Raw genomic sequence first — 20,741 nt, 5'->3', positions numbered from 1 at the left:
CTAGACAAACTTATTGAAGCTTAGCGGGCTAAAGACTTCTTTAACATTCAAGAAAAAGTCTGGATTGACATCTTTAATTAAGGTTCCTGAACCAAACAATAAGAAGAATCCCTGAGCTAAAGTCATAAGAAGCATTACGATTAAGGTAATGTAAATCATTGCTTTAAAACTAGCACTCTCCCTAGTATCATGAATGTTGTTCTGGATTGGCTGTAAATTAGCTTGCATAAAGCACAATACAGCTACTACCATCATTACATCGGTGATATAGCGCTGAATCAGACCTGCATTGCCTCCAATTAAAATTAAAAATGGAGGAATTAGCACAATAATCACCATAGTGATTACTGACCATAGATAGTTGATTTGCTCTTTTACGCTCAAATCACTAAAGCGCACTATAAAGCCTTGAGCATTTAATGGTTTAAAGAGGCCTGTTCGGCTAATACTCATTCCTACTAAGAAAATACTCCAAGTAAAGACATAAGCCAAAATACCCGATCTTGCAGGCACAAAGCTAAAATTGCCCATATTAGGTTCTACATCAGAGTTAGAGAGCACATATGGAAATTGTGAGACATAGTTAAAGCTTGACCATAAGAAGTGAGTCAAAATAGTCCAGGCACGCTCTATACTTAAGTTTGCCATATGGAAGTTAGTATCAAAGACGGTCAACTGCATAAATTGGCCAAACTCGAATACTGAATCAAAGCGTAAATAGTTGTAGCTCATAAGAGCAACAGCACCTATTACTACAGGCACAGCCACTACAACAAACGACTTTACTTTATCCGCCACTAAACTCCTGGAGAGTAATAAATGAATAAAGAAAGGCACCATAAAGCACAATAAGAACAATAAGTCTAAAGGTCTTGAGGCTACTAGTCCTACCAAAGATACTCCTGCTAAAAATAGCTGCAAGAAAGCTTTGTTATTAGTTAGTTTTTTGAGCCAGACACAGCTTAAAGAACCATCTTTAGGAATAAATTGTAAATATGATAATGACCATGCTATGGCTAGGCAGAAAAATCCAATAGCACTTAAATAAGCAATGTTGTAGAAGGTAAAACCATAAGTAACAAAGAAAGCCTGAGTCATTAATAAAGCACCAAGCTTACTTAACAAGAACAATAATGGATTGACCTTAGTCATAAAGAGACTAGTTAAGCGAGTTAACAAGTAATTAAAGGCTACTACGACAAGCAATAAATTAATAAATAAAACTAGTGAACTGCAAGGCAGCTTGCCTGTAATGAGATAAACAGGCAAATAAGTGGTAATAATAGGAGCTATACCAAAATATGAATAATAATGCCCCTCATAGTAGGCTCTATCCCATAAGTAAGGTACTTCTTTAAAATTACGCTCAGATGGGTCATAGACATTATCCAAGTACTGTAGACGAGCATCAGGTTTGAAATCTAAAGCTAGTTGACCTTTAAGCCAAGCATCCAGTTGCTGGGCAAAGGCATCTAAAGTAATAAATTCCTCATCATTTTTAGGTAAGTCCACTAATACACTACCATCAGCAGTAGAGTAAGGTAAGATTCCTAAAGCAATAGGCTTAAAACCACTAGCACTAGCAGACCAAGGAGCCATCACATGGAAAGTTAGAGCACTAGCTAAAACACCAACTACTAAAATGGCTCTGTTAACCCTTTTGTATAAAGTACCATCTACAGCAATCGAACGATTACGAGCACAACCACAAGCTAAGACGCTGATGACCATCAACAGCCCCAGCATCAGGCCTACACGTATAAATGAAAAATTAAAAGGAATAGCTTGATTAATGACCACTTTGGTAATTAAAAAAGCACTATTACCTTTTAAGTTAAAGGCCACTTGCAGTGCTTTAGCCTTGCCGCTAGATGATACCTTAACTAAAGCTGAGCTATGTTCATTAGCGCCTAAAGTTAACACCTGACCTGTAGCTACTCTAGCCCATTGGTAGCTTAAGCCTTGATCTTTAATAGCAACTTCAAAATCTGTAATTAAGGGTGAGCCATACTTAGTGGTAAAGTAAATACTACCCACATCAATATTAGGCAAATTAATCTCTAAGGCCTTATTTTTCTGGTTTATTAAAAAGCCATCTTTTTGCTCTCCCTTGATATTAACCTTTGGCAAAGTAAGCTCAATCTCTTGATATTTGTCCTTATCAAAAAACAAAGCTGAGCTATTAAATACTAATACCTCAATCATAAGAGCTATCACAGCGAGTACCACTAATAGCCATGGCCTGCGCTTAAAAATAGGCTCTACTGAGCAAGTTACGCCAGCGTAATTTGAGTTTTGAGCCGCAGCTTTTTGTTCGCTACTTAAAGTATTGGTTGTTGATTCCATAAAACACTGTCTAAAAAATTTACAAATTACCAACTACAAAGAACCATCAAAATTGAGATCCCAAAGCGAGCCGTGGTACTTATTAGCAATCTTATGAGCAGCTAAAATACCCATATGAATTGAGTGATCCATATTGTTGTACTTAAAGCTACCATTGCGGCCAATAAAATAAAGACCTGCAATTTTATCTAACTCATTCGTGATGGACTTCATGACCTGAGCATAGTCGTCAACATACATAGGATAGCTTTTAAATAGCCTATGAACGAAGCCTTCCTTAATGGATCCTGCTTTAAAAATTCCTGAGGCAATAGCATCAGCTTTGGCTTGCTCTATGAGAGCTTCATTATCTTTTTGCCATAAAGCATCAATTTCTTGTGCCCAGTACTCAAAGCAAACAATGTGCTCTTTTTGGCCCAGCTGCATATCTTTAGACCAATTAGCATAATCACACATACGTCCAGATAAGACCTCAGGTGAGTGAATATAAAGCCAATTGTCTTTTAGGTTTGCGCCCGCACTCTCATCTACTTTTAGATAAACCAAGATAGTATTTCTAAATTTAAGCTTGGAGCTTAACTCTCTGGTTTCCAGTGGTAAGCACTTAATAGTAGGCACTAAATCAGTAAAAATACCTGAAGATACCACGTAGTCGTACTCCAAAAACTCACTATCACCTACTTTAGTAAAATGAGCATTAGAGGACTCATTATCTTGGTGAGGCTCAACTTTGCTAACTGAGATTCCAGTTACCTTATTATTGTTGACCACAATCTCATCGACTTGGTGATTGAAAAAGCAACGGCCACCGCTCTTAATTACTTGCTCTAATGCTTGATCATATACTTGACCAATACCCAGCTTAGGGTAGATAAACTCTGCCTTTAGAGATCGTACCTTATGCCCAGTCTTATCAGGCACTAAAGCATTTTTAATGGCTTTTGAAAGATTGAGAGTTTTAATGCGCTCTTTGGCAAATTGATCGCTTAATTGACTACACTTCACTCCCCATAGCTTTTCAGAATAAGTTTTAAAGAAAATATTGTAAAGTCGATAGCCAAAAGCATTCGATACCCAGTCCTCAAAGGTATTGCCCTTGTGTGGCAAAACTATGCTTCTTAAATAGCTAAGCACACATAATACAGACTCAAAGAAGCCTAATTTAAATAAAGCCTCAAAACCCTTGAGAGGATAAGAGAAGAGCTTACCTTGATATAAGATATGGGAAACACGCTCAACCTTATGCATAGCAATACCTTGAGTACATTGATCCCAATATTGTTGTACCTGTGGTACCTGAGTGCGAAAGTAATGAGGCCCTAAGTCAACTAGTTGTCCCATTACTTCAATGGTTCTACTAAGACCACCAGCTTTGCTGTTTACTTCAAAAATATCGACTTGATAGCCCAAATCTAATAGTGTTTGCGCACAAGACAAACCTGCTGGGCCAGCTCCAATTACAGCTACCTTAGCTTTGGTTTTAAGTTCAATATTCATTATGATTTATACCTACGTTCAGAAGGTAATTCATGAAAATGGTAATTGCACATCAGCTCAAACATACGTCTGTGATTGTTATGCAAGATTTGTAAAATCACACCTGTAAAAAAGCTAAAGGTCGACAACATTAAAAACACTACTGACGCAATAAAAGTAGGCACTTTGCTAACATAGCTAGTAGCAAAATACTCATATAATACTGGTGCTAAGAACAAACAAGCCAATATAAAGAGCATCAAAGATAAAGTGCCAAAGAATAAGAGCGGCTTGACCTCACTTAATAGCTTAAAAATTAAAGAAACAACCTTGGCTCCATCATAGTAAGTTCTAAGCTTTGAACTGCTACCCTCAGGTCTATCTTGATAATTAATAGGAATAGCAGCGACCAAAAAGTTATGCTCCAAGGCATGAATGGTCATTTCCGTTTCAATCTCAAAGCCCTTAGAGAGCACAGGCATGGTCTTTACAAAACTACGACTCATGGCTCGATAGCCAGTCATAATGTCAGTAATCTTTTCTGCCTTTTTAGAGCGGTTAAAAAACATGTTAACCAGTTTTCTAACCAAGACATTACCAAAATTATGGAAAGGACGCTTATTTTCTTGAAAGTAGGTTGATGACAGTCTATCGCCGATTACCATATCGTACTTTTCACAGACCACTTTTTTAATAAGCTCAGGAGCAACAGTTGGATCGTAAGTGCAATCGCCATCGACCATTAAATAGACATCGGCTTCTACCTGTCTAAACATAGAGCGCACTACATTGCCCTTACCCTGCCTTCTTTCATGGTAAAGGTGAATCTGTTTTCCTAAAGAGTGCTCTTTTTGTAATTTCTCTACCAGCTCTACACTATTATCTTGTGAATTATTGTCAAAGACATATACCTGAGCCTTAGGTAAAACAGCTAAAAAATCACAAACTACTTTACTAATAGTTAAACCCTCATTGTAGCAAGGGATCAGTATAGCCACCTGACAGCTATCTAACTCTTGTTCCTTAGCGCTCACCCATATCTCCTCATCTTTGGCTAATCTACAAACAAAATGAAAGCTCACTATAAAACCTTATTTTTGAGCCTATTATATTAGTTTATGACCTAAAGTTGTAACACTATCCACAAGCAGCAGCCTCCTCCAAACAGCAACCACAAGCTTATTTGGCACTCATTGCCCCTGTAAACACAAAGACATCTTATCAAGAAGAATGCTTCTTTTGAGAGCAAATGCCGCCCAGCTTTTAAGTCTAACATTCACCCCTCAACATTCTCCCACCTCAAGGCCACTTACCTTGCTCCACTTCATAGCAGCTTAGCCGCAGCCAAATAAAACCAAGGCACCACTTCTGGCCAAGCAAAGGGCATGGCCATGCCATGGCCGTAGGCCAGGTCTACGACAGAGCCGTGGGCCTGTGCAAGTGGTTTTGCCTGGGGGTATGGGCTTGGGAGTTGGCTGATGCTCTCATGGAGCTAAATAATGACCGCCTTAACCTGAACTTGAGGGTTAGCTTGGTTAAGGAGGTCTTAATTATGCTTTTTGGGGACTTAGCTCTTTAAGGGGGCTAAAGAGTGTCTCATGTTAATAATATGTTGGTGGTAGCTTTCATTTTTTATGATGGCTACCTTAGAGAAAAGCAAGTCTACAATAGCCAAATAAACAAAGCGTGTTACTGTTGATTCGGCTAGCAGTCTAATTTCAGGACCAATACCCACCAATACCTCATCAGCCAGAGAGGCTAAAGGAGAGCGCTTGTGAGAGGTAATAAGAATAATTTTGGCTCCATTTTGCTTGGCACTCTTTACTGGCTCAATAAGGTTTACTGAACTACCAGATAAAGACACTACCATAATGACGGTATTGTAAAGCTCACACATATCAGCAATGGTTGCTTGTTGGTGTGGATCATGTACCACTTCGGTACAAATACCGAATCTTACAAAGCGAATACCAATATCACGACAGATAGTGCCAGAGGTGCCATAGCCAAAAGAAATAAGACGATTGCAATTGGCTATTAAATTAGCAGCTCTATCTACTGCCTGATAATCTAAGACCTGATCAGTCATACTAAGGCCTGTCTGGATATTATGAAAAATCTTGGAGGCTAAAGTAGGAGTATCATCACCCATATCTAGCTCGACCTCATCTACAGTCTGCACTGTACTAGAGGCTAAATTTACTTTTAAATCCTGAAAACCTGATAAATCTAATTTTTTACAAAAGCGTGAAATAGTAATTTCTGAGATACCCGTATTGAGAGACAAATCAGAAATGGTCATTTGAAGCACTTTCTTTACATGCTCAGCAATGTAATTAGCAATTACAGTATCCGACTTGGTAAATTTTGAGGAAAATTCAGCAAATAAAGGAATTGATTGTGCTTTTGCATCTAATTTATCGTTTGCGATGGCCAAGGCATTCTCCTCATTAAAACTATTTAGCTGGCAACTTATTAATCATTACACTAACGACCTTAATAATCACTTTAGTGTTCTCTAGACTTCTACTTACCTAGTACAAAGATTATGGACTATTTTTAGTGTTAGTAGAATAGTACTTGCTTAATAGTGCATTATAAGTACACTGGTATACAAGTAATTAGGTTAGCTATCACTATTTCAACTGGCAAATACAACTATTAATCTTAACAGCTATCAGAATAAGCATGCTATGGCCCTATTATTGCCATTAGACAAAATTTAAGCAATAAAAAAGGCCAGACTAAAATAGCCTGGCCCTAGCTAGTTAAATTAAGAACCGATATTATAGCTTTAGTTTAGTTGGCATTGGGGTGCCTTCTAAGAAAGCTTTAAAATTGGCGTTGACAATATCAGCCATTTGTTTACGAGTTTCTACTGTACCGCTAGCAATATGAGCTGTCACAATTACATTATTGCGATTTAATAATGCTTCTGGAACATGAGGTTCACTAGCAAATACATCTAATGCTGCACCCTTAATCACTCCCTTTTCTATTGCCTGACAAAGAGCTTCCTCATCAACTAAAGAACCACGGGCAATATTAATGAGACAGCCTTTAGAGCCTAAAGCCTCAAGCACCTGAGCATTAACCATATTACGGTTTTCCTCGGTGGCTGCAGCGCACACAACCAAGTAGTCTACAGCTTTGGCCAGATCAAGCAATGAATCTACTTTGGTATAGCGCTCATCTTGTGAGAAGCGATCGTAATAGTAAATTGGCATATCAAAACCGCTAGCACGAGCAGCAACAGCCTTACCAATACGACCTAAACCTAAAATACCTAATTTTTTACCTGATACCTTAGATCCTAGAGGGAACTTTAAACCATGAGCCCACTTACCCTCATGAATGAAGTTATGGGCCATTGTAACCTGGCGTGAAAGTCCTAATAATAAGGCCATAGCTAAATCTGCTACATCCTCTGTTAGAACTCCTGGAGTGGTACATAAAGCAATATTACGCTTAGCACACTCTTTAACATCAACGCCATCATAACCTACGCCAAAATTATCGATCATTTTGACATTAGGTAATTTATCAAGCAGCTCCTTGCTAATTTTACCAGTACCATTAGACATAATCACTTCGATATAAGGAGCATTCTCACTAGTAAGCTCATCTTGAGTGATTACTTCATAGCCCTGATCTTTAATAAATTGAGCAACATCCGCATTGAGAGCTACTACGGTTAGTAAAACCTTCATGCTATAACCTCGGATTATTGACGAGCTTCATCGATTAACTTAACGAAGTGGTCGCCGTTTGCCTTGATATACTCATCACGAATGAACTTGGTCTTTTCTGCAAATAATTCCTTCTTAACATTGTCGTTTACTACAATGCCAGACTCAGTGTTCATCTGATCGATCATGGCCTGCTCAGACTGAGCATTTAACTCACGTTGGAAAGTAGAGGCTTCTTTTGCGCACTCTTTAATAAGCTTTTGCTGCTCTGGGCTTAACTTATCAAACTTTTTCTTGTTGATAATTACAGTTACTGCGGTGTAGGCGTGGTTAGTTAAAGATAAGTACTTTTGAACCTCATAGAACTTACCAGAGAATAAGGCTGGCATTGGGTGATCTTGAGAGTCGATAGCACCAGTCTCCATTGCAGTGTAAAGCTCACCAAAGGCCATTGGTACAGGGTTAGCGCCTAAGGCCTCAAAGGTTTGTACCAATACTTGGCTTTGTGGTACACGAATCTTTAAGCCCTTAACATCATCTGGAGTCTCAATTGGCTTTCTATTGTTGGTAATGTTTCTAAAGCCATTCTCAAAGAAAGCTAAACCTACAATACCTTTGCTCTCAATACCAGCAAAGAGTTCTTGACCACCTTGACCGTCTAAGAAGCGATAGGCATGAGCCTTATCTTGGAACATGAAAGGTAAGTCTAATACAGCAAAATCCTTAGACAAGCCACTTAAAGCGTGTGCGCCCACCATACCAATATCGATAGTACCGCCACGAGTACCAGATACAATAGCTGGGGTATTACCTAAAGTGCTATCTGGATAGAACTTAATTTCGATCTCACCGTTAGAGCGCTCAGACACTAAATTAATAAAGTGCTCTGCACCCTGACCTTGAGTATCAGCACGAGACACGTCAGTAGCAAAACGTAATACTGTTTTAGCTTCGGCACTAGCAGTAACAGCAATAGATAAAGCAATAGCTAAAGCAGAGGCAACTAACTTTTTCATAATAGACTCCAAAATTTAAAGCATTTTTATTAGGCAGCTTTTTAAAAAAGCTGCCCTGAGGTGTTAAGCATGTAAGAGCAAAGTGAATACGGAAGTTAAGCTACTTTCCAGTTAAGAACTCCATTGGAGCAATCACGATTGATGGGAACAATAGCATTAACAACATAAGACCAAATAAGACACCAGCGTAAGGTAAGACACCTAAAACAGCTCGTTCAAAAGGAACCTTGGTAACTCCTGATACTACGTTTAATACGTTACCAACTGGAGGGGTGATAAGACCTACTGAGCAACAGAAAATGAACATTACGCAGAAGTAAATCTCATTAATACCAGCCTCACGAATAATTGGCATTAATACAGGCACCATGATAAGAACGATTGGGATTAAATCGAGCACCATACCCATAGCCATGAGCAATACTAAGATCAAGGCCATTAATAAAGTTGGGCTAGAGGCCAATGGCTTTAATACTTCGGCAACCATTAAAGGTAAGTCAGCAACAGTCATTAACCAAGCACTAACTTGAGCTGAGGCGACCATTAGCATAATCACAGCTGTGGTCTTAGCAGTGGCTAGTAAAGCTTGATAAATAGCCTTAAAGGTGATCTCACGATAAACAAAGATTGAGATAAATAAGGCATATACAGAAGCAACTGCACCAGCCTCAGTTGGGGTAAAGATACCTAGGCGGAAACCACCAATTACAATTACAGGCAACATCAAGGCTAAGATAGAGCTCTTAAAGGCAGCAAAAATTTCAGCGCCTGTAGCCTTTTTGCTGGTCTCTAGTTTGCGAGATTGGAAGTACCACATCATGCATAGAGCCACGCCCATTAAAATACCAGGAACAATACCAGCCATAAAGAGCTGAGAAATTGATACTGAGGCGGTCACACCAATAACAATGAAAGGAATTGATGGTGGAATAATTGGGGCAATAATACCGCCTGCTGCAATTAAGCCAGTAGAGCGTGCAGGGTCATATTTAGCCTTCATCATCATAGGGAACATGATGGCAGCAATAGCAGCAGTATCAGCAGCAGGAGAGCCAGATAAAGAGGCCATAATCACAGCAGCAATAATTACTACAAAGCCTAAACCGCCAGCCTTATGACCTACTAACTTCATAGGCAAGTCAATCAAGCGCTTAGCTAAACCACCTACATTCATGACCTCGCCAGCAAAAACGAAGAAAGGAATAGCAAGTAAGGTAAAGTTATCTGCACCATTGATTAAGCTTTGAGCCATAATTTGAGGATCAACCATATCAAGGTGAATCATCAAGCCTAAACTACATAAGAACAAAGAGAAAGCAATAGGAATACCTATGGCAACAGAGGTAAGCAGAATAATTAAGAAAATTGCAATGGTCATGGCCTATTTCTCCCAATTCTTGCTAACAATATTTTTGAAAGTTGAGGCTATCTTAAAGAGTAAGATAATGCCCATGCCAGCAGCGCCTACTGAGCCAGAGATATAAATATAGCCCATTGGAATTTGAGCTACAGGAGATAAATCCTCCATATTGAACTCGTAAAGCTCATAGCTACCAACGAACAATAAGTAGCAGCAATAGAGCATGGCACAATAGCAAAATAGCTTAACGAATGACTGGATAGGGCCAGGTAGCGCTTTGCGCATGAAATCAACGTAGATATGACTTTCTTCTTTCATAGCCAAGATGGCACCAATAAATACCACCCAAATAAACATAAAACGAGAAAGCTCTTCTGAAACCACAATGCCTGAATCGGCAATAAAACGTAAAGCTACGTTAATAATTACTAAAAGCGACATACCAGCAAGGATGAGAACAACTAAAATCTCAAGACCTTTGGTAATTAGATTGGAAAGCTGTTGCATAAGATTGCTCCTATGATTAATTAATGTCATTAATCATAGTGAAATGTGATAAATGCTTATCAAACAAAGATCACATTTTGAGCGATTTTGATAAAGAATTATCAAGTTTTTGTTAAACAGATCTCATTTATGCTTAAGTTCTATCAAATTTAAAAAGCAATTTTTTTAGCTCTAACTAAAAAATTAATACTTATAAATACGATAAACATCGCTTTCTAGGGATAGTTCCAGCCTATTCTACAGACCAAAGTCCATTTAGCAAAAATGATTGTTTCCCATCATTTTTTGATAGTAATCTATCAAAATTACCAACACCCTAACTTATCTAAATGAGACATCATTTTTCCTGCCTACCTACCTAAGCCACTGCCATATTATGCAGCTCTTGCCTATATCAGTCCCTACACCAAAACATACACCTAAAACTGCAAGTACGGATACATATAGAGATGCTGGTGTAGCTTTAGGTGTTGGTAAAGGTACAGCAGCACCAGCACCTATTAAATGAGCTATTACACGATTGCCTGTTATTTTGTTTGTTTTGCCTTGTGTTGCAAAGATATGGGCTTAGGGTAAGCAAGAAATAGCATTAGCGCTGAGGCTAACAAGAGGGCTAAGGCCAAGGCCAGAACTTAGCCTTGGCAAGGCTATGTAAATAGCCTTGGCCCTTGCTTGAGCTCAGCTCCAGGCCGTGGTTCTCCCCCTGATAGAGAGGTACTGTGGTACTGGTATACCAAGGTGCAAGGATCGGCAAGGGTAATGGCGAGGATGAGGGGCAAGGGCAATGGAAAGCTGGGGTTTAGGTTTGGGGTTTGCAGGTGGTTGTGATGCCTGCTGCTTGCAGCTTGATGCCCAAAAAGAACAAGGCCCTGAGCTTTTAAGATCAGGGCCTGTGGTCTTACTGCATTACCTCAAATGGGGTGGCAGGAATATCTGATTTTACAAAACGTATTTGATAAACACCTTGAGCTACAGCTCTTTTCTGTCCGTGGACAGCATTGATATTGAGCTCTTTTTGGAAGTTATCCTCTAAAGTTTGCACTAGTCTTACATTATCAAAGTCAGCCTTACCACGATATAGGACTACACCTTCATAAAGATCGGTACTGGCTTCAATTTTGTTATCAACAATGCTTTTATCAAAATCTGATAGTAGCTGTTGTGTCAGTGCATTAAGTCTTTGTTCATATTGGTAATCTAAAGTCCAAAACAAAGCACTTAGACCGACAATAAAGGCAGCAAAGGTAAAAGAAAATAGCTTTAGTGCTTTATAGCGGTTAAAAGAAACTTCAAAAAGAGCCTCTTTTTTCTCCTGCTCACTAATATTGATAGCTCTCATAATGCCCCCTTATCCTCATTAGTTAGCTGTAGGAACAACATTAATTAAGCGTGGGCCATCATAGGCCGATAAGGTTAACAAAGCTGCTGCTCTAGGTGAAACATCATTAAGACGTTGCTCTTGTAAGAATAAACTCATAGCACGGGAATAGCCATCATCAAGCTTTAGTGAGATAGTACGAATTTCATCAGCTCGCACCTCTTTTTGTGAGCTTAATTGTTCTAAGCGCAATAACACTCCTAAAGCATCTTGATACTCTTGATTATCCTCTAACGCCTTAGCTAAAGAGCGATCAAGCTCTTTTTCTAATTGAGCGTCAGTCTTATTGGACGAATCAATGGTACTTAACACTTGCTGTCTAATGGCTTGTCGTAATTTAGCCAACTCATCTTTTTGGCGCTCGTAATTGATAAGAGCGGTATTAGCCTCTCTATTAGCAGCTTCTAAAGCGCGATTACGATAATTGCTCAAATAAGGACGCAAGCGATTTTCTGCCGCCTTTCTGGTATCAGTCATACGTGATTTAAGCTCAGTTAAATCACCTACATAAGGATGCAAAATAGTATATTGACCTAAAAAGCGCTCTTTTAAATAAGAGAGTTTTACATCAAACAAATAGCTACCGATGATAATTTGGCCAACATCCTCATTTAACTGATAAAGCACGCCATAAAATGGAGTGAGGTTATCATCCATTAAGCCAATTAATACAGGAGTATTGTAGGAAATAGCCTCTGCAAAAGTGCCTGTTTGATGGAAACTTTGTAAATTAACCGAGCGTAATACTTCATTAGTAAGGCCCTGCTCAGAATCTGCCACCTCATAACCATGAACTTTAAATAAAGTAGCAAAAGCCTCAGATTTAAAATAAGACTCACTAATAGCTTGATTAAAGAAAAAGAGCTGACGTGATGAGGCATTACGGCCTTTAAGAAGGTAATCAGAAACACGCTCATAGCGCTCTTGTACCACCTCATCAGAGAGCAAAGCTCCCTCTAGAGATCGTACAGGGTAATATTCTTTCATTATCCATAAAGCACCGCTAAAAGCTAAGGCCGCAGCACATGCAGCAGTAGCGATAATAGCTATACGAGCATATAAAGATCCTGACAATACCTCACGGGCTAATTGCTTAATTAATGAGCCAAAGCCAGCTTGTTGATTATGTAAAACTAAATGAGCTGCCTTTTTAGCGATTAAGGAATTTACTTGCTCTTTTTTCTTTTGAGCTGCCAAGGTAAGGCACATATCAGCGATAGCATTGATAAGTCTTGGCATGCCGCCACTTTTTTTAGTGATAATGGCAATAGCTTTGTTAGTAAAGACAGGCTTAACGCAAGAAACTTGTTGTAGGCGATAGGTTAAATATGCAGCTACCTCATCTTCCTTAAAACATGGCAGATTAGCAAAAATCTTAATACGATTTTTGAGCATCTCATGTTCGCTTTTATTTAAGTGCTCTAACAAGTCCTCACGGCCTACAAGCAAGAAGTTAATCATCTTGCCAGCTTCACCTTCAATATTGGAAATTAGGCGAATTTGTTCTAGCACATCATCAGATAAGCCCTGAGCTTCATCGCAAATTACTGTAGTAATAATGCCTAAAGCAATGGACTTTTCTAGCATTTGACGTAGCTTTAAGGTCAGCTCAGCAATAGACTCAAAGGAAGTAGCAACAATACCAGAGGCTCGCAAAATAGTTGCGATCAGCATTTGGGGATCGGTTCTAGGATCGTCAATGGTAATAATGCGCATACGACGAGGCAAAGAGCGCATTAACATACGCACTAAGGTCGTTTTACCAGCTCCTGATGAGCCAGTAAGTACGCAAATACTTCCTGAGCGTGATAAGGCAGTGGTTAAAAGTCCTAGAGATTGGTGTTGAGAGCTACCAACATAATAAAAGCGGCGATCTGGCAAGCCATCAAAAGGGTAGTCATCTAAGCCAAAATGCTCCAAGTACATGAGCTAATCCTTAATCTCTATCAGCTGCTTAGCTGAGCATTTAAGCCCCAGCAAAAAAGTCTGGCACTTAACAAAACCTTACCTAGATCTAGGCTCTAACCAAAGCAACCACAAGCAAAAACAAAACAACTAAATATCAAAAGCCTTATTATAGCGCCATAGCCAAAAAGTAAAAAATATCTAGATCGCACATAAGCTAATTTTTGCCACCTAAAAAGCATAACGCCTAGATCATCTCTTGATAATCTAGGCGCTAATTTAAATGCTTATGCTATGGCATTTAATCTTAATTACCTCGGGCACGAGCAGCCTGCATAGCTCTTTCACGAGCTTTGGCTAAGGCACGAGCTTTAGCAGGTGGCATATGCTTCATCTTTTCTGCTAGCTCAAAATCCTTTTCGTTTTGAGGTACAAAGTACTGGTTAGTATCATTAGCTACGCCACCAAATTCCACCATATCGTCATTAATATCCATAAAGGAGCCCATAGCGCGGGCCTGCTGCATTTGAGCTGGGGACATTTGACCCTGGCGAGCAGCCATTTGCTGTTGCATTTGCTGCTGTTGTGCTTGTTGTTGCTGCATAGCTTTTTGCTGACGAGCACGGGCCTCTTGTTCGGCCTTAGCTTTAGCAGCTGCTGCCTCGTTGGCCTGAGCTTGTGCAGCTTGAGCCTTAGCCTGAGCCTCACGCTCACGAGCAGCCTTCTCCTCCTCCTCGATACGACGACGAGCGTAAATTAAGCCTTCCTCAAGATCATTTAAAGTACTTAATACTACTGATGGCTCATAACCTGCTAATACGCCTGTCTGAGAACGATTGATATAAGCAGTTAACCAACGCATACGAGTGGCTGGTAAAATATCTTGGAAGTAAGAAGATGATACGTGGAAGTGATCGGCTGTACGTAGCTTAAACTTCTCTGCTGCGGCCTTAAAGAAATTAGGGTTTGGCTTATAGCAACGAACTTCATCTGCCAAAATAATATTCTTTTCGCTAAAGAAACCACCTAAGTTATCAAATTGCTTTTGCACCATTTGAATATTGGCATTAGCAATTAAATAAAGCTCATAACCAGAGTTCTTTAATTTTTGTAATGAAGGCACCACATCAGGGTGAGGGCGCATATCACCATATACTAATAACAACTCACCAGAAGCCTGAGAGAAGACTTTGGTATTAAAGGTCATATCCAACAAAGCCATGGTTTGATTGAGCACATCAGTATAGGTCATGAAGTCCATTGCATACTTGACGCGATCTAAATAAAGCTGGAAATAACGCTCGGTTAGCTCAGGGTTGATATTATTTTCACGACCAATTTGACCCACAAAGTGAGTGATCATTCTATGGTTGATTAAGCATCCAAAAAGGTCAAAAGTTAGAGCACGGCGACCATTACCAAAATAGCGTTTGCGTTCTTCTTCGGTAGAGGTAAATCCTGAGGCAACTACATTACTAACCTTATTGATCATGTCTGAAATTTGCATGTCGTATCCGCCTTATCTAAATAAGTAAGCAGCTCAACTATTTAAGGCCGTCTCACCAACTTTAATAAAATTCTTTCACCTAACATTTAAGTGATTAATAAAAAAAAAAAAAAAAAAAACCAACCCCAGTTAAAAATAACCTAACTTAGCTTGGCCTTATATGTTGTAATTGATTATTGCTATAGGAAACAAAATTCTTAATATAAAGACAATCACCAACCTAAAGACAAAACAGTAAACTAATGTCTAATAATGATTGCTTTGTTTTAAACCAAAAATACCAGTGATTAAGCGCTGAAAAATACCAGCAATAAGCAAATGATTATGTGAGAAGCATAATTTGTACATGGACTTACAGCCTAAAACAGCACCATTAAGGCAAATTATCATGGCTTAATTCTAATATCGGCAATGAACTAAAAAATTTTAAATCTTCAAAAACATTAACTGACAACAAATTGTATCAATACAAGCTTACTACTTTGTTTCATAAAGATGTGAGAGCAAATTCAGATAGTAAGAACTTATTGTTTATTTTAGTGAACCACCTCACAAAATTTTTAATTTTCATAAATAATTTATGCATCTATGTAAGTGCTAATAAACCATATAAACAGCCAATTTATGTAGGGGTCTATAGCTTAAAAACCAAGTACCAAAAAATGTCTATTTCCAAACGTAGATCACTTTTTCCCTCACCAACCACCCCCAATAAAAAAATAACCTCCCCAATATCACCTCCACTCACCATAGCAATCGCAGCTACAGATGCAGTTCCAGCTGCCGTTGCAGCTACTGGCGCAACCGCAGCAACAGCAAGTTGCATCACTACTTTCTACAGTAGCTCCCTCAAAAGTGTCGCAATAAACCATAAGCCATACTGCTGCTAAGAAGACTGCGCCTGCACTAGCGCTAAACAAACTAACGTTTCTGTATTAGCACAACACTATTAGCGACTAAAGATGCCAGTATAGAAGGCGATGCAACTCCTTACCGCTACCCCTACCCTTAATCCTACCATTTAGCCTCCATCCAAGATGGGAGATGACAGGGTTAAGCCAGCTTTGGACTATCTTTAGCTTCATTAATCTAGGCAAAGAATGGCACAGCTCAATGCAGCGCAATGCAAATCAACGTAGCACAACTCAACTTAGATCAGCGCAGCACGACAGGACAGACTATGGTTTTGGGGCTTGGCTTAGCTTGGCTATAAATGAGTGATTGCAGTGTACTTAGCACAACTTTTTAGGACTTAGCGAGCGCTCATGAGTTCAGTATGCAAGATGGTGAAGTTAGGATTAGTGTAAGTGCTGGGAAAAATGCGGCAGCGAGGCGAGGCGAGGCGGGCAGAGCTGGGCTGGTCGAGGTAGGGCATGCTTTAGGAGTAAGGAGGGTAAAAATTGAGGCCCTAAAAAGGCAAAAGGCAGGAATCCTAAAGGAAACCTGCCTCTTGTAGCTTTTAGGCTAGTTTATAAACTTTAAAAGTTTACAAACTCGTCTAACACAGCTCAGTCTAAATGACAGCGCGATTAGTAGAGTCTAGTACGACGTGCATTCTCGCGGGCCATCTTCTTGGCGTGACGCTTAATAGCAGAAGCCTTTGCACGCTTACGTACAGTAGTTGGCTTCTCGTAGAACTCACGAGCTCTAACGTCTGCGAGGATACCTGCCTTTTCACATGAACGCTTGAAGCGTCTTAAGGCTACATCGAATGGCTCATTCTCACGTACTCTGATGACTGGCATGTGTAAAACCACCTTCCTTAAAAGTTAAGTTAAAAATTGATCCACCATGGATCTAAAAAAAGATTACCAGAATCACCCAATGAGAAACTGGAGATCGAAAAATTCGGCTTATTTTACTTATTCAAAAGAGCAATGTAAATAGCCAAATAGCTTTAAATCGATCTTTTCTTTACTCATTGCCCCAAAATCTCCCAAACTGACCACCTGATATAAAAATTAAATATGGCGCTAATAGGCTTTTCTTGGCTATTTTTAGCCACCCTACTAGCTAGCACCGCTTTGTAAGGCGGTGATTTTACAGTTGCAAAATGATAATATTAATGTTTTGTGCATTTGCCTTAACAAGGGATGTTTGTTAACACTTCTATGGCTTATTGCACATCCAAATTAGCACCAAATTGACTATTAAATAATATGCTCTTTGGTGTCATGGTTTATCAGACATATTTGATTGTTACATTGAGGTTTAGCCATGCTGGTATTGGGTGTTGAGAGCTCTTGTGATGAAACTGGAGTTGCAGTTTATGATGACCAAAGAGGTTTATTAGCTCATGCTCTACATACGCAAATCCCAATTCATGCTCAATATGGCGGCGTGGTACCTGAGCTTGCTGGTCGTGACCACATTAAAAGAGTGGTTCCTTTAATCCGTAAAGTTATCAGCGATGCTAAGATTAGCCTTAAAGATTTAGATGCCGTTGCTTATACTGCTGGCCCTGGCTTAATTGGTGCTCTATTAGTTGGTGCTATGGAGGCTCGCTCATTAGCTTTTGCGCTCAATATTCCAGCTATTCCAGTTCATCATATGGAAGGTCACCTTTTAGCCCCAATGCTTGAGGATGAGCCACCATCATTTCCTTTTGTAGCCTTATTAGTATCAGGTGGTCACACCATGCTAATTAAAGTTGCTAGCCCAGGCTCCTACGAAATCTTAGGTGAGTCTGTAGATGATGCTGCTGGAGAAGCTTTTGATAAGACCGCTAAGCTCTTAGGCCTACCATACCCTGGTGGCCCTAAATTAGAAGCCTTAGCCAATGGTGGTGATAGCAAAGCTTATAAATTCCCTCGCCCAATGATTGATCGCCCTAATTGCGACTTTTCATTTGCAGGTTTAAAGACTTCTGTTCTAAATGCTGTGCATAAGAGCACTGATTTAGAAAATGATAAGGCCAATATTGCTCGTTGCTTTGAAGATGCTGTAGCAGACACTTTAGTGGCCAAATGCCAAAGAGCTTTAGAACAAGCTCACATGAACACTTTAGTAGTAGCAGGCGGCGTGAGCGCTAATAGTGCTATTAGAGATTCTTTAAGTGCCTTAATGCAAAAGCGTAAGGGCAAGATTTTCTTTGCTCGTCGTGAGTTTTGTACTGATAACGGAGCCATGATTGCCTTAGCTGGCATGTTACGTTTCAAAGCTGGAGTTAAAGCTGATTTAGGGGTTAATGTTTTCCCACGCTGGCATATTAGCTCTTTAAGCCCTTTAAATTCATAAGATTTCAAAAGCAAAGCTTAGCAGGTTAAATATGGACAAAATCTTAATTCAAGGCCTTAAAATCGATGCCATTATTGGTATCTTGCCTCACGAAAGAGAATTTGAACAACCATTAATTTTGGATATTACTTTACAACATCCGCTGCAAGAGTGCGCCACCACTGGCGATTTAAATCTTTCAATTAACTATGCTCAAGTTTGTGCTCAAGTAACAGCCTTTGTTAAAGAGCGTAAGGCACAACTAATTGAAACTCTTGCTGAGGATATTTGTCGTTTTATCTTGGATACTTTCCATCCTACAGCGGTAACGCTCAAAATTCTAAAGACTCATGCAGTGTTAAACACTCAAGGAGTCGGCGTAGAAATAACTAGAACTAATGAGGACTAGGACATGGGTACTGAGGTTTATTTAGGTATTGGCTCTAACCTTAACCGTGATAATGCAATTTTGTTTGCTATTGAAAAATTAAAACCTTTATTCAAGGATTTTAAGATCTCTCCTGTTTATGAGTCTAAGGCTGTGCGTGCTGCTGAGCCAGACTTTTTAAACTTAGTAGTAGGTGGCAACACTGAGCTTTCTTTTGTTGAGCTTTACCAAGCCCTACAAGATATTGAGGCCCAAGCTGGTAGTGAGCTTATGATGCATAACTCTACCAATTTCGGTCTCAAGCACCGCTTAGATATTGATATTTTAGTGTTTGGCAACGAAGTTGAAAGCGAGCCTTGCAAAGTTCCACGCCACGACATTCAGGACTACCCATTTGTTACCATTCCTTTAAATGATATTGCTCCTGAGTTAGTGCACCCAATTTTAGGCCTGCCAGTAAGCGAGATTTGTGAGCAAATGGTACCTCACATTCCTGAGGATCGTCAGGTTAAGAAGGTTGACTTTGACTTTAACCGTCCTGCTCCACAGTGGAACAATCAAGACGCACAAAACTAATCTAAAGCCCTAGCCTACGTTTGTGCGTACCTATGCGCCTACATATTAGTTAAGATTGAAATAGCTTAATAGGCAAAATAGAAGCCCAACTTAATGATATTAAGTTGGGCTTTGCTTATTTTCTAGCTACCCAATGAACAGCTTATTCCATAAGCTCAAGATTTTAAGTAAGTCGTTTTTAGGACTCTAAATCTCTTATGGGCTTACCAATAGCAATCATATTTGCTCCAGGTCGAGATACCCTAACTACCGAGCCAACAAAATCAATATCCTTCATCAACTCGTCAAGGCAGCGTATCGTCTGTTCAAAATTGAAAGATAAGATATCGATATATATGTAGTTATAGCCAATTGCGAGACCTAAAAAGACATTCTGATTGGGAAACCTGGAGTTTAAAAAACCAAAAATAGAGCCAACGATTTTATTAATGGCCTCATCTAAACTTGGATTTTCATTAATTAGCTCTCTTAATAAAATAAGCTGGAATGCTACTGAGCCATCACTTTCCCAAACATCCTCAAGCTTTGGTAGCTGTCGATCAAAATCGAATAACCAGTAAGGGAAAATACAATAGCCCTCCTCAATGTCCTGTCGCAAGGGTTCTTTCATTTCCTTATCAATATTAGTGCTACCGTAGTAAATGGTTTGTTGATCGTTAACCTCATCGACACTATTGAGTGAAGCAGCACCATAGGCCTCTAAAAACTTAAAATCAGCAATTTCACTTAAAGCCGTGCCTTTAAATATTAGCTCACCATCTAAGGCCCTTTCATCCAAATTATCCATGTCCTCTGGTGATTTTAATAAGTTAAAATCAACGATATAGCCTAAATAGTTGTACTCGCCAATTACTCCACAACAAAAAGCCTCCAAATAATTGGATAACTCTTCGCTACCTTGTTCATAAAACTTACTAAGCTTAGGACAAAAAACATTCAAACTTAATAAGCATTTTCTGGTATTAGACCGCTTAATGAGCCATACCATAATGTCCTCAGCGCCAAAGGTACAACCCTTTATCCTACCGATGCCATCATATGTTGGCTTTATACCTGCAATAATGTTCCAACGAGGCAAATAAATTTTAGGTAAAGACTTAGCAAGATAATCAAGCTCAAAACGACGACAAGACTCTCCTACTGCTAAGGACATATGAATGCCAAACTCATCTGTATCAGTGTCTACAGAAAGACGATAATCAACCTTAAAACCTAAACAGGCAAAACAATTGTCTACGAGATTTTTATCGCTATTGATTTGAGTCACATTTTTTATGTTACACGGTAACATTAATTTTGTAATATATGAGCTATGCTGTATTTTAATATTAATTCTGTCTAAAGTTTTAGTTAAAGGTCGAATATGTCTCCATCTTC

General features: G+C 39.3%; 17 protein-coding genes. 3 read left to right on the top strand and 14 right to left on the bottom strand.

Annotated elements, in window-relative coordinates; all coding sequences use genetic code 11:
- The 13 genes from MXE38_RS06935 to rpsU form a co-directional block, all read right to left on the bottom strand.
- Entirely contained in the window at positions 1–2,346 is a 2,346-nt protein-coding gene (locus tag MXE38_RS06935; protein WP_246913458.1) for a hypothetical protein, read from the bottom strand.
- A gap of 33 nt (positions 2,347–2,379) precedes the next feature.
- A complete protein-coding gene (locus MXE38_RS06930; protein WP_281503164.1) occupies positions 2,380–3,843 on the bottom strand; it encodes an NAD(P)-binding protein in 1,464 nt (487 codons plus the stop codon).
- Positions 3,843–4,856, bottom strand: a complete 1,014-nt coding sequence (locus MXE38_RS06925; protein ID WP_246913457.1) for a glycosyltransferase family 2 protein — start codon at positions 4,854–4,856, stop codon at positions 3,843–3,845. The genes MXE38_RS06930 and MXE38_RS06925 overlap by 1 nt, the downstream gene beginning before the upstream one ends.
- Positions 4,857–5,389: 533 nt before the next feature.
- Positions 5,390–6,259, bottom strand: a complete 870-nt coding sequence (locus MXE38_RS06920) for a MurR/RpiR family transcriptional regulator (protein WP_246913456.1) — start codon at positions 6,257–6,259, stop codon at positions 5,390–5,392.
- A 349-nt stretch (positions 6,260–6,608) separates the two neighbouring features.
- Entirely contained in the window at positions 6,609–7,532 is a 924-nt protein-coding gene (locus tag MXE38_RS06915; RefSeq protein WP_246913455.1) for a 2-hydroxyacid dehydrogenase, read from the bottom strand.
- Between the two features lie 14 nt (positions 7,533–7,546).
- Complete coding sequence (locus MXE38_RS06910; RefSeq protein ID WP_246913452.1) at positions 7,547–8,527, bottom strand: DctP family TRAP transporter solute-binding subunit; 981 nt, start codon at positions 8,525–8,527, stop codon at positions 7,547–7,549.
- 100 nt (positions 8,528–8,627) lie between these two features.
- Entirely contained in the window at positions 8,628–9,905 is a 1,278-nt protein-coding gene (locus tag MXE38_RS06905) for a TRAP transporter large permease subunit (RefSeq protein ID WP_246913450.1), read from the bottom strand.
- Positions 9,906–9,908: 3 nt separating this feature from the next.
- Positions 9,909–10,394 carry a TRAP transporter small permease gene (locus MXE38_RS06900; RefSeq protein ID WP_246913448.1) on the bottom strand — a complete coding sequence of 162 codons (486 nt, stop codon included), beginning with the start codon at positions 10,392–10,394 and terminating at the stop codon, positions 9,909–9,911.
- 898 nt (positions 10,395–11,292) lie between these two features.
- Positions 11,293–11,733, bottom strand: coding sequence for a hypothetical protein (locus MXE38_RS06895; RefSeq protein ID WP_246913446.1), 441 nt, complete (start codon positions 11,731–11,733; stop codon positions 11,293–11,295).
- Between the two features lie 18 nt (positions 11,734–11,751).
- Positions 11,752–13,698 carry an AAA family ATPase gene (locus tag MXE38_RS06890; RefSeq protein WP_246913445.1) on the bottom strand — a complete coding sequence of 649 codons (1,947 nt, stop codon included), beginning with the start codon at positions 13,696–13,698 and terminating at the stop codon, positions 11,752–11,754.
- A gap of 286 nt (positions 13,699–13,984) precedes the next feature.
- Positions 13,985–15,184 (bottom strand): HAD family hydrolase, encoded by a 1,200-nt coding sequence (locus MXE38_RS06885; RefSeq protein ID WP_246913443.1) that lies wholly within the window; start codon positions 15,182–15,184, stop codon positions 13,985–13,987.
- A 634-nt stretch (positions 15,185–15,818) separates the two neighbouring features.
- Positions 15,819–16,010: a hypothetical protein gene (locus MXE38_RS06880; RefSeq protein ID WP_246913441.1), complete on the bottom strand. Its 192-nt coding sequence runs from the start codon at positions 16,008–16,010 to the stop codon at positions 15,819–15,821.
- Between the two features lie 703 nt (positions 16,011–16,713).
- Positions 16,714–16,929 (bottom strand): 30S ribosomal protein S21, encoded by a 216-nt coding sequence (gene rpsU, locus MXE38_RS06875; RefSeq protein WP_113744729.1) that lies wholly within the window; start codon positions 16,927–16,929, stop codon positions 16,714–16,716.
- 472 nt (positions 16,930–17,401) lie between these two features.
- Between rpsU and tsaD the strand changes: the two genes are divergently transcribed.
- Genes tsaD through folK form a run of 3 tightly spaced genes read left to right on the top strand, consistent with a single transcriptional unit; the run spans position 17,402 to position 19,364 of the window.
- Complete coding sequence (gene tsaD, locus MXE38_RS06870; RefSeq protein WP_246913439.1) at positions 17,402–18,421, top strand: tRNA (adenosine(37)-N6)-threonylcarbamoyltransferase complex transferase subunit TsaD; 1,020 nt, start codon at positions 17,402–17,404, stop codon at positions 18,419–18,421.
- Positions 18,422–18,452: 31 nt separating this feature from the next.
- On the top strand, positions 18,453–18,809 hold the full coding sequence (gene folB, locus MXE38_RS06865; RefSeq protein WP_246913437.1) for a dihydroneopterin aldolase: 357 nt from the start codon (positions 18,453–18,455) through the stop codon (positions 18,807–18,809).
- A 3-nt stretch (positions 18,810–18,812) separates the two neighbouring features.
- Positions 18,813–19,364 carry a 2-amino-4-hydroxy-6-hydroxymethyldihydropteridine diphosphokinase gene (folK, locus tag MXE38_RS06860; RefSeq protein ID WP_246913435.1) on the top strand — a complete coding sequence of 184 codons (552 nt, stop codon included), beginning with the start codon at positions 18,813–18,815 and terminating at the stop codon, positions 19,362–19,364.
- Positions 19,365–19,542: 178 nt separating this feature from the next.
- Here folK and MXE38_RS06855 read toward each other — a convergent pair whose 3' ends face one another.
- Positions 19,543–20,631 (bottom strand): hypothetical protein, encoded by a 1,089-nt coding sequence (locus MXE38_RS06855; protein ID WP_246913433.1) that lies wholly within the window; start codon positions 20,629–20,631, stop codon positions 19,543–19,545.
- Positions 20,632–20,741 lie beyond the last annotated feature (110 nt).

Source organism: Anaerobiospirillum sp. NML120448 (assembly GCF_023050945.1).
In the GTDB taxonomy this organism is placed as follows: domain Bacteria; phylum Pseudomonadota; class Gammaproteobacteria; order Enterobacterales; family Succinivibrionaceae; genus Anaerobiospirillum.
Note: the sequence above shows the minus strand (reverse complement) of the source record. Positions and strands in the feature narration are given on the sequence as shown.